Origin of the sequence: Terrabacter ginsenosidimutans (assembly GCF_039539425.1) — a bacterium.
Classification (GTDB): Bacteria; Actinomycetota; Actinomycetes; order Actinomycetales; family Dermatophilaceae; genus Terrabacter; species Terrabacter ginsenosidimutans.
Window position 1 is genome coordinate 100,669 of record NZ_BAABDC010000009.1, and the last position, 8,749, is coordinate 109,417.

At 69.7% G+C, this 8,749-nt stretch carries 7 protein-coding genes, 3 tRNA genes and 1 pseudogene; 5 read left to right on the top strand and 6 right to left on the bottom strand.

All coding sequences use genetic code 11. The features are described from left to right. Nucleotides 1–19: 19 nt before the first annotated feature. Complete coding sequence (locus ABD831_RS19680) at nt 20–1,660, bottom strand: acyl-CoA dehydrogenase family protein (protein WP_344950823.1); 1,641 nt, start codon at nt 1,658–1,660, stop codon at nt 20–22. 103 nt (nt 1,661–1,763) lie between these two features. On the opposite strand from ABD831_RS19680, the gene ABD831_RS19685 reads away from it, so the two are divergent. The 5 genes from ABD831_RS19685 to ABD831_RS19705 all read left to right on the top strand — a co-directional run bounded on the left by ABD831_RS19685 (nt 1,764) and on the right by ABD831_RS19705 (nt 4,334). Further along, nucleotides 1,764–2,930: a YihY/virulence factor BrkB family protein gene (locus ABD831_RS19685; RefSeq protein WP_344950826.1), complete on the top strand. Its 1,167-nt coding sequence runs from the start codon at nt 1,764–1,766 to the stop codon at nt 2,928–2,930. Nucleotides 2,931–3,019: 89 nt separating this feature from the next. Continuing rightward, a tRNA-Gly gene (locus ABD831_RS19690) sits at nt 3,020–3,092 on the top strand. A gap of 28 nt (nt 3,093–3,120) precedes the next feature. After that, nucleotides 3,121–3,191 (top strand) — tRNA-Cys (locus ABD831_RS19695). A 43-nt stretch (nt 3,192–3,234) separates the two neighbouring features. Next, nucleotides 3,235–3,309, top strand: a tRNA-Val gene (locus tag ABD831_RS19700). Between the two features lie 788 nt (nt 3,310–4,097). Then, nucleotides 4,098–4,334 (top strand): hypothetical protein, encoded by a 237-nt coding sequence (locus ABD831_RS19705; protein WP_344950829.1) that lies wholly within the window; start codon nt 4,098–4,100, stop codon nt 4,332–4,334. 149 nt (nt 4,335–4,483) lie between these two features. On the opposite strand, the gene ABD831_RS22290 is transcribed toward ABD831_RS19705, so the two are convergent. The 5 genes and pseudogenes from ABD831_RS22290 to ABD831_RS19725 form a co-directional block, all read right to left on the bottom strand. Then, nucleotides 4,484–4,924 carry a serine hydrolase domain-containing protein gene (locus ABD831_RS22290; protein WP_425582859.1) on the bottom strand — a complete coding sequence of 147 codons (441 nt, stop codon included), beginning with the start codon at nt 4,922–4,924 and terminating at the stop codon, nt 4,484–4,486. Nucleotides 4,925–4,938: 14 nt separating this feature from the next. Then, a pseudogene (locus ABD831_RS22295) lies at nt 4,939–5,502 on the bottom strand (serine hydrolase domain-containing protein); the annotation flags it as partial. A gap of 57 nt (nt 5,503–5,559) precedes the next feature. Next, the gene (locus ABD831_RS19715) at nt 5,560–5,862 is read right to left on the bottom strand and encodes a hypothetical protein (RefSeq protein WP_344950834.1); all 303 of its coding nucleotides are present in this window, start codon (nt 5,860–5,862) and stop codon (nt 5,560–5,562) included. Between the two features lie 332 nt (nt 5,863–6,194). Further along, a complete protein-coding gene (locus ABD831_RS19720) occupies nt 6,195–6,929 on the bottom strand; it encodes a CPBP family intramembrane glutamic endopeptidase (protein WP_344950837.1) in 735 nt (244 codons plus the stop codon). Nucleotides 6,930–7,529: 600 nt separating this feature from the next. Next, complete coding sequence (locus ABD831_RS19725) at nt 7,530–8,474, bottom strand: cold-shock protein (protein WP_344950840.1); 945 nt, start codon at nt 8,472–8,474, stop codon at nt 7,530–7,532. Nucleotides 8,475–8,749: the final 275 nt, after the last annotated feature.

Here is an 8,749-nt window from a genome sequence, read left to right on the forward strand (position 1 = left end):
ATTCGCGCGGCACGCTGAGTCAGCCTGCGCGGTCGATGACGGCCGAGGTGGCACCGGCGAGGTCCACGTCGAGCGAGCCGAAGGAGTGCCCACGACGTCCCGCGATGCGGCTCGCGACGAACGCGTCGGCGACGGGCCCGGGGGAGTGCTGCACGAGGAGGCTCGCCTGCAGGGCGAGCGCGAGCCCCTCGACGAGGGCGCGGGCTCCGAAGGCGGCCGCCGCAGACGTCGGGTCGAGCGAGCGGGCCCCCGCCAGAGCCGAGTCCACGTGAGCGTCGAGCTCCCGGCTGCGTCCGCGAACCTCGTGCAGCTCCTTGGTCAGGGCCTCGAGGCTGGACGGCTCTCGTGTCACTGCGCGCAGGACGTCGAGGGCGTTGACGTTGCCGGACCCTTCCCAGATCGAGTTGAGCGGGGCCTCGCGGTACAGGCGCGCCAGACCGTTCTCCTCGACGTAGCCGTTGCCGCCGAGGCACTCGAGGGCCTCGGCCACCATCGGGGCGGTGCGCTTGCACACCCAGAACTTGCCGAGCGCCACGCCGATCCGGGCGAGCTCGGTCTCGCCGGTGTCGACGGCGTGGGCGAGGCGCAGCCCCAGGACGGTGGCCGCCTCGGCCTCGAGAGCGAGGTCGGCGAGCACGTTGCGCATGAGCGGCTGGTCGACGAGCAGAGCCCCGAAGGCCTCGCGGTGGCGCGCGTGGTGCAGGGCGCGCGAGACGGCGTCACGCATCGTCGCGGTCGAGCCGAGGACGCAGTCGAGGCGCGTCGCCCCCACCATGTCGATGATGGTGCGGACGCCGCGCCCCTCGTCGCCGAGACGGCTGCCCCACGTGCCGTCGAGCTCCACCTCGCTCGAGGCGTTGGAGTGGTTGCCGAGCTTGTCCTTGAGCCGCTGGAGCGCGAAGGCGTTGCGCGTCCCGTCGTCGAGGGCCCGCGGCACGACGAAGCAGGTCAGGCCTCCCGGCGCCTGCGCCAGCACGAGGAAGACGTCGCTCATCGGTGCCGAGCAGAACCACTTGTGGCCCGTCAGTCGGTAGGTGTCACCGGTCAGCGGGCCACCCGGGCTCGGCACCGCACGAGTCGTGTTGGCGCGCACGTCCGAGCCGCCCTGCTTCTCGGTCATGCCCATCCCCGAGATCGCACCGGCCTTCTGCGACACGGGCCGGATGCCGAAGTCGTAGCCGCGGCTCGCGAGGGCCGGGAGCCAGCGCGCACCCAAGGAGGGGTCGTGCCGCAGGGCCGAGCCCGCGGCATACGTCATCGAGACGGGGCAGCCGTGTCCGGCCTCGACACGGGACCACACGACGAAGCCCGCGGCGCGGCGCACGTGCGCCCCGGTCCCCGCGGGCGACGTCCACGGCTCGGCGGTGAGGCCGGCTCCGACTGCCTGGGTCATGAGCCAGTGCCACGACGGATGGAACTCGACCTCGTCGACCCGGTTGCCGCGGGCGTCGTGGGTGCGCAGGACCGGGACGTTGCCGTCGGCGAGCCGCGCATGCTCCTGCGCCTCCGCCGACCCGGCCAGGGCTCCGAGCGGGGCGAGGTCGGCAAGCGCGTCCGGTCCTGCCCAGCGGTCCACGGACTCGTGCAACGCGATGTCGTCGGCAAGGAAGTCGTGGCCGAGGAACGGCGGCACCTGGTTGGTCACCTCGTGTGTGCTCACCCCGCCGAGACTAGGCGGCAAGCAGCCTGCGCGGGCCGGGGCACGGGTGTCGCGAAGGTCACCGGTGCTGCGTGCCGCCTCCGCCCGACTAGCCTCGGAGGCGATGAGCGCACGGACGAGGATGCGGGCAGTGCTGGAGCGGGTGCCGTGGGGCATCCCGCTGGCGCGGCTGACCCTGGAGACGATCCGGGTGTGCCTGCGCTACCGCGTCACCGGGCTGGCCGCCGAGGGCGCGTTCTTCATGCTGCTGAGCCTTCCGCCACTGGTCCTCGGACTCTTCGGCGGCCTCGGCTTCGTGGGCGGCTGGATCGGGGCGAACACGATCAACAGCATCGTGTCCGCGATCCAGGTGTATGCGTCGCGCTTCCTCACCGAGTCCAGCATCAACGAACTGCTCCTGCCGACCATCGGCAACGTGCTCCGCGACGGACGCGTCGACATCATCTCGGTGGGCTTCATCCTCGCTCTGTGGTCCGGCTCGCGGGCCCTCAACGTCTTCGTCGACACCGTGTCGATCATGTACGGGCAGAAGGACGCCCGCGGCATCGTGCACATGCGCGCCTTCAGCCTGCTGCTCTACACGTTCGGCATCCTGTCGGCCGTCGTCGTGCTGCCGCTCATGCTGCTCGGTCCGGGGCTGTTGGCCTCCTGGCTGCCGGACCCGGCGGCGACCGTGACCAAGGCGCTCTACTGGCCGACGCTCATCGTCTTCAGCGTGCTGCTGCTCGCCTCGATGTACCACGTCTCGACGCCCCGACGGAGTCCGTGGCGGCGCAACCTCCCCGGCGCGCTGCTTGCCATGGCCATCTGGATCGGTGCGTCCTTCGTCGTGCGCATCTCGCTGGAGGCGTCGATGGGCGGCTCGACGATCTACGGTCCGCTGAGCACTCCCATCGTCCTGCTCATCTGGTTGTATGCGTTGGCCGTGGCCATCCTCATCGGCGCCGGCCTCAACGCGGCCGTGCGCACGCTCTGGCCCGTCGACCTCCACGAGGGCGCCGACGTCCGCCTCGTCAACTGGGCCATGGAAGGAGCCGGCGGGCTGCTGGCGCGCACCGAGGTCGATGCGGAGGCGCACGTCGACACGCCCACCGTCTCCGAAGGCGTCGACGACAGGGCCGGCGGCGTTCATCGCGGACGCGACCAGCAGTTCGAGAGCACGGACGCGGGGCCCATCAAGGCGGCCATCCGGCGAGGTGTCGGCGAGGGTGCGCGAGCTGCCGATGAGGCGTCCGGTCGGGCCTCCGATCGTGCTGCCGGACGGCAGTGACGAGGTGGTCGGAGCCGGTTTTGTATCTCGTGGATCGATCGGCTAATGTCTACCAAGCACCGAGCGGGAAGTTACAACGCTGGTGTTCCGCGGACGTAGCTCAGTTGGTAGAGCGCAACCTTGCCAAGGTTGAGGTCGCCGGTTCGAGCCCGGTCGTCCGCTCGGAGGCAAAGATCCACTTGCCTTCCACGGTGGAGTGGCCGAGAGGCGAGGCAGCGGCCTGCAAAGCCGCGTACACGGGTTCAAATCCCGTCTCCACCTCGGTGAGACACCACGAAGTACCCAGCAGGACAGCACGACCCACGGGCGATTGGCGCAGCGGTAGCGCGCTTCCTTGACACGGAAGAGGTCACTGGTTCAAACCCAGTATCGCCCACCAACACGAGACAGCCCCTGACCAGCGGACACGCCGGTCAGGGGCTGTCATGTTGTGTGGGCTAGGTCGCCCAGATCCCGGGCTGAGTGACCACGTGAGTGACTATCGATCACGGCGCAGGCCTTGGCGCCGCATCGTGACGGGAGGCGGAGCGTGCGACGCGAGAGCTTCGTCCTTCTCCACCGCAGGGTGGATGGTCGCCGTCTCGGACCCCGGATCGACGTGGGAGCGAGTGACCTGCCTTGGCTGGTGCTGAAAGCCCGAGGCCACCAGGCTGCGACCTGATCGCGAGCAGCCATGGAGGTGTGCGAGGCCCCTCACCACCGACCCGCTGTTCCGGGGCGCGCCGTGCCGCCCGCCCGTGGACAGCGACGGCTGACGGGCGGGGGTAGCCGCCCTCAACCCGTTATGAGCGTGGCCTGCCACCATCCGTTTTCTCCTTCCATCACCACCGAGCTCAAGATCTCCGCGACCCAGATGGAGGGTTTCGACTACGCGAGGTCATGAGGGACTTCCGCAAGCTCTCGCCATCACTCGACGCAGTTGTCGGGCGCACCCGGGACTCGAAGGGCCGTCGCGGTTCACACACCAGTTGGGTCTTCACGGGGTCATGTGGGCCGGTCCTTCGGATGATCCAGGCGACGGTTCGTCTTGGGCGCCGTCATCGTTCGCAACTTCCTGAGAGATCGTCGACGGACCCCGGGGGCACAGACGACCACGGTAGGGTCGCGGGAGCCTCACTTCGGGGCGCATGCCCCCTCGCCTGCGAGGGGAGTTAGCTGGATCCCTCGATGGAGACCTACCCGAAGTCCGCGAGTGACTCGGCCCCTGGCGCCGACAACGTGTCTGAGGTCCACAACCCGTCTGTCGACGAGGGCGCAGCAGGGCAGGGTGCCTGCGCACAGGTACATCTGCCGACAGGCGCGATGTGCATCATGCGACACGGGCACGAGGAGTCGTGCGAGTTCAGCCCGGCCGGGCAGGTCGACATCCTCCTTGCCGAGCGCAAGGCCGCCGAAGACTGGTGACGTGACCGCCCCAGAACTCGAGGTGCCGCCTACCCAGCATGCATCGAGCTCCGGGAGTGTTCCTCAGCGTGCGCCAGCCGTGCGTGTTCGAACCGGCGGTAGGGGAGGCGTTCGGATAGTCGGCACGGGCGCTCGACCGCAGTCGCCGCCTAGTCGCAGAGGGTTTTGTCGGCGAGGTTGTTGGCCATCGAGTTGTTGTCGGAGTTGACCATGGCGACGACGGCGCGGTTGTGGTCTGGCGTCGCCCAGGCGACGACGTTGAAGCCTCGGATGGAGCCGCCGTGGCCGATGACCGACCCGCAGCTCAGGGTGCCGATCCATGGGCCGAGGCCGTAGTCGCCGGACCCGAACGGGCTTGTGCCGGTGGGCTTCTCCATCTCGCGGACGAAGCGGACCGGCAGGAGGCCGCCGGAGAAGAGCTTGGTGTAGAAGCGGTCGACGTCCTGCGCGGTGGACACCACTCCGCCGCTGGCCCAGAAGTCGCCCAAGTCGGGTGGATCGGCCAGCTGCCCGATCCGGTAGGCGGAGTAGCCGAGCACCGTGGGCGTGCCCGCGAGCGTCGTGGATGACATTCCGGCCGGTGCGAACACCCCTGCTGCAGCGCCTTCGCCAGCGTCGTGCCGCTCGGCTTCTCGATGAGCAGCCCGAGGACGGTGTAGCCCTGGTTGGGGTAGACGCCGAAGGCGCCGGGTTGGAAGTCGAGGCGTGCAGCTGCCGCCTTCAGCAGCGCCTGGTAGGTCAGAGGCCGGACCGCGGCCACGTCTGCATCTGTCAGATCGTGCAGCCCTGATCGGTGGCTGAGCAGCTGCCGGATGGTGATCTGGTTCGAGGGCACGATGCCCGGTAGGTAGCGGTTGACCGGGTCGTCCAGGGCAACTCGCCCGGAGGCGACGAACTGGAGGACCGCCGTCGCCACCATGGACTTCGTGAGGCTCGCCACGGGGAAGCGGTCCTGGGCCGTGAGTGCCCGGTTGCCGCCGACGTCGGCCAGACCGTGGGTGAGCACCGCAGTGTCCTTGCCGTCCCGGACGAGAACGACGGCGCCCGAGCCGTCCCCGACAGAGGAGGCGAACGCCGTGCGCACCGCAGCCTCCGCACTGGCCAGGGATCCGGTGCGGGTGGCCCTGCGGGCCGCCAGGTTGTCCCGCAGGTGCGACGAGCCCCCCATCCGACCGACGCCACCGAACCGCCGGCACTGCTGGGTCCGCTGTCGGTGCCAATCGAATCACAGCGCAAAGCGCTCGGGCGGGCCGTCGGCCGACGCGCCAGCGTGTTCAGGCGAAGCCGCCCAGCCCTCCACCGCGAACCCTCCGGTGCCGAGGCCCCCGGCAGCAAGGAAGACCGCAGGGGCGGTGAGACCCGATGCGATGACGGCTCCGCCGTCATGTGCGTCGTGGTCCGGGTGGATCGAGGCGTTGAAGCGGTGGGCGCCGCAGTGGACGCAGACTTGTTCGTGCATGCCCGCGACCGGGGTGGGCTGCCAGTGGTGTCGGCCGATGGTGCAGCTCATGCTCTTGGTGGTGTTCATGCCACGAGGGTGCGCCGCAGGGGCGGTGCTGTCTGTGCGCTGACTGACACAACGACGCAACAGTTGCGTCGATCCCTGAGTCTGGACGCCGCAGAGCGAAATGGTTCCCCTGGGGCGTCCTAGCGACCCCTAGTCAGCTGTCGACACCGCGATCGAGCCCCTCGCGTCCGGCCGGCACGTCCGCGCCACGCTCCGGTGCGCGAGGTTTGCGGGCGGCAAACCACGGCCGACGCGGGTCGCCGCCTGCCGCCTGGGGAACCAAGGTCGCCGCCGTCCGGATGTGACCTGATGTCGGTCTCGCCGTCACGTTCATCTCAGCCCCCTTTCCGCGGCTACCACAGGCCGTAGACCGGCCCGAAGAAGAAGAACCAAGTGAATCCGAGGGTGTCGTCGAAGCCGTGCGCAAGCACCGGCGCCCACAACGTGCGGCACCGGTACCGGAGCACGCTGAACACCACGCCGCCGAGGGCGGCGACGACAACGCCGACGGGACCTTGCTCGGTGTGGAGCAGCCCGAACAGCACCGAAGATCCAAGCACCGCGACGGCGACGTGCAGGCGTCCGTGTCCCAACACGTCAGTGAGTCGGGTCAGGAGGTAACCGCGGAACGCGGCCTCTTCGCAGAACGCGGCGAGCACCCAGGATGCCGCCAAGTACGTCGCGAGCAACCGGAGGTCGCCGTGAAGGCCGGCGAAGGCGCTGACGTCCTGCCGGGTCCCGGTGAGGTGGTTGGTGACCGGGATCAGCACCGCGACGTTGAACAGCGTCCACGCGACCGCGAACACCGCCATCTGACCAACCAGCCTCCATGGGTGGGCGGGTCGATGGAAGCCGAGGGAGCTAGGCCCGCGGCGGCGCACGAGCAGCGACAATGCGGCGAGCGCGACGAGTACGAGGGAGGGGATCAACCAGTCCACGAGTACCGCGACTGCGGCGGCCACGACCTCGAGGGCGGCCACGAAGCGCCACACGTTGCTGGCGCGGTCCCGCGGCCGGACCACGGCGGTCGTGGCGCCCTGGTCGTCAACGTGCGGGACGGATGCACTGGTGTGCCGAGCGTCCATCATCGGTCACCGCCTTCCGCCGCTCGTCTCCGCGGGACTGGCTGGGCCGCAGGTGCGGCCTCAGACGCCCAGCAGCGTCCGACGCAGGATCGCGAAACCCCCCGCCCACCAGCAGCCCCGACAGGACGCCGGTGGCCCGGCGCCAGCCGTAGCGGCTTCGGATCCGCGCCGGCGGCCACGTGCGGACGTCATCGGGGCCGTCACTGGCGAACGCCAACCTCAGCCACGACCAGTGACTGCCGGCCGCGAGAAGGGAGACTTCGCCCAGGATTCGAATGGTGAACACGGTCCTTGCCTCCAGCTCCGACGATAGGACTGGCCCAACCGCCTCGGTCAGGGTCCTTTGACCCAAGAGCCCGTGATCTGGCCCACGGCCGCGGGTCCCCCCATCTCCTCGCTGAGCGACGCGGCGCCCCACGAGGGGTGGTCGTAAACCCGTACCTCGCGCAGCCTCGACCATCACCGGCGGGTCGCGCGCGGCTGCCACCGGTGCAAACGACGCGCACCGTCTGCATGCCGGACGTCCCGTCCTCAACGACGCGTGAGCGTGCGACGGGAACGGGACACGCCTGAACACCAGCTACACCCGGACCGTCGTCCCGCTCAAACCCGTTCGACGCGGTCGGCCTGTGGTCCTCGATCGCTCTGTCGCACCTGGTATCGGACGCGATCGCCCGGGTAGAGCGCCTCGGCGCCACGAAGAACCGACACGTGCACGAACAGGTCCGCGCCCCCCGCGTCCGGGGCGATGAAGCCGAACCCCCGCTCCGCGTCGTAGCGCGCGACCACTCCCTCACCGCCTCGCGCCGGGACGCCGGATGCCTCCCGGTGTCCCGACCGAGCGCGGGTCGTCGACGTCGCGAACGCGCCCCGCGGTGTCGAGCTGCGCGCGAGGCGCACGTCGCGCGCCTGCGGGCCCTTCTCGCTTTCGACGACGTCGTATGTCACCCGGTCCCCCTCGCCCAGCTCGGGAAGCCCGTCGGCGAGCGCCCGGACATGGACGAAGACATCGGGGCCGCCCGACTCGGGGGTGATGAACCCGAAGCCCTTGTCACCGTCGTACCAGGACACGGTGCCGTCCGCCCCGTCGGATGCCACATCCTGCTGGGCGGCTCGAGCTCCCAAGGGGATCAGATGGTCAGCCTGTGGTCCCTTCTCCCCGTCGACCACGAGGAATGCCACCCGCTGCCCCTCCGAGACCACGCCGCCCCCCACGATGGCCGAACTGTGCACGAAGATCTCGGCACCACCGCCGTCGGGCGTGATGAAGCCGTACCCCTTGGCCGGCTCGTACCAGGAGACGGTACCGAGCAGGCCCAGCGGTGTGTCGGCGCCCTGGTCGGCAGTGACCCGGACGCGGCGTGCCTGCGGGCCGCGGTCCCCCTCGCCGATCTCGAACTCGACCACCTGCCCCTCCCGGAGCAGCTTCGTCGCGTCGTCACTGACGATCTCGGACGCATGCACGTACAGGTCCTCTGTGTCCTGCCCGAGGGCGATGAAGCCGAACCCCCGGTCGGTATCGAACCAGCGGACGGTTCCCTCGGTCACGGCTGACTCCTTGTCGAAGTTGCGGTCGGTGTTCCCCCAGTGTCCCCGACGGGACTGTGACATCGCCCGGCGCCGGGCGCCCGACAGTGCTCGCACCGTCGTGACACGTGCCCGACTGCGACATCCACGGCACTCGGCCCTGCGCTGACAGCGGCTACTTGTTTCATTGACGGTAGGACCGGTGCCTGCGCAGGCTCGGTTCAGGTGCCCGGGTTGGTCGCTCACATCAGCGGCTGTCCTTCCTTCGGGTCGTGACTCTCATTTGGCATGCGCCG

What these genes read in the sequence shown, in the direction of transcription:
- ABD831_RS19705 (WP_344950829.1), top strand. Translation starts at nt 4,098, where the DNA reads ATGGAGACCTACCCGAAGTCCGCGAGTGACTCGGCCCCTGGCGCCGAC.
- ABD831_RS19685 (WP_344950826.1), top strand. Translation starts at nt 1,764, where the DNA reads ATGAGCGCACGGACGAGGATGCGGGCAGTGCTGGAGCGGGTGCCGTGG.
- ABD831_RS19720 (WP_344950837.1), bottom strand. Translation starts at nt 6,929, where the DNA reads ATGATGGACGCTCGGCACACCAGTGCATCCGTCCCGCACGTTGACGAC.
- ABD831_RS19715 (WP_344950834.1), bottom strand. Translation starts at nt 5,862, where the DNA reads ATGAACACCACCAAGAGCATGAGCTGCACCATCGGCCGACACCACTGG.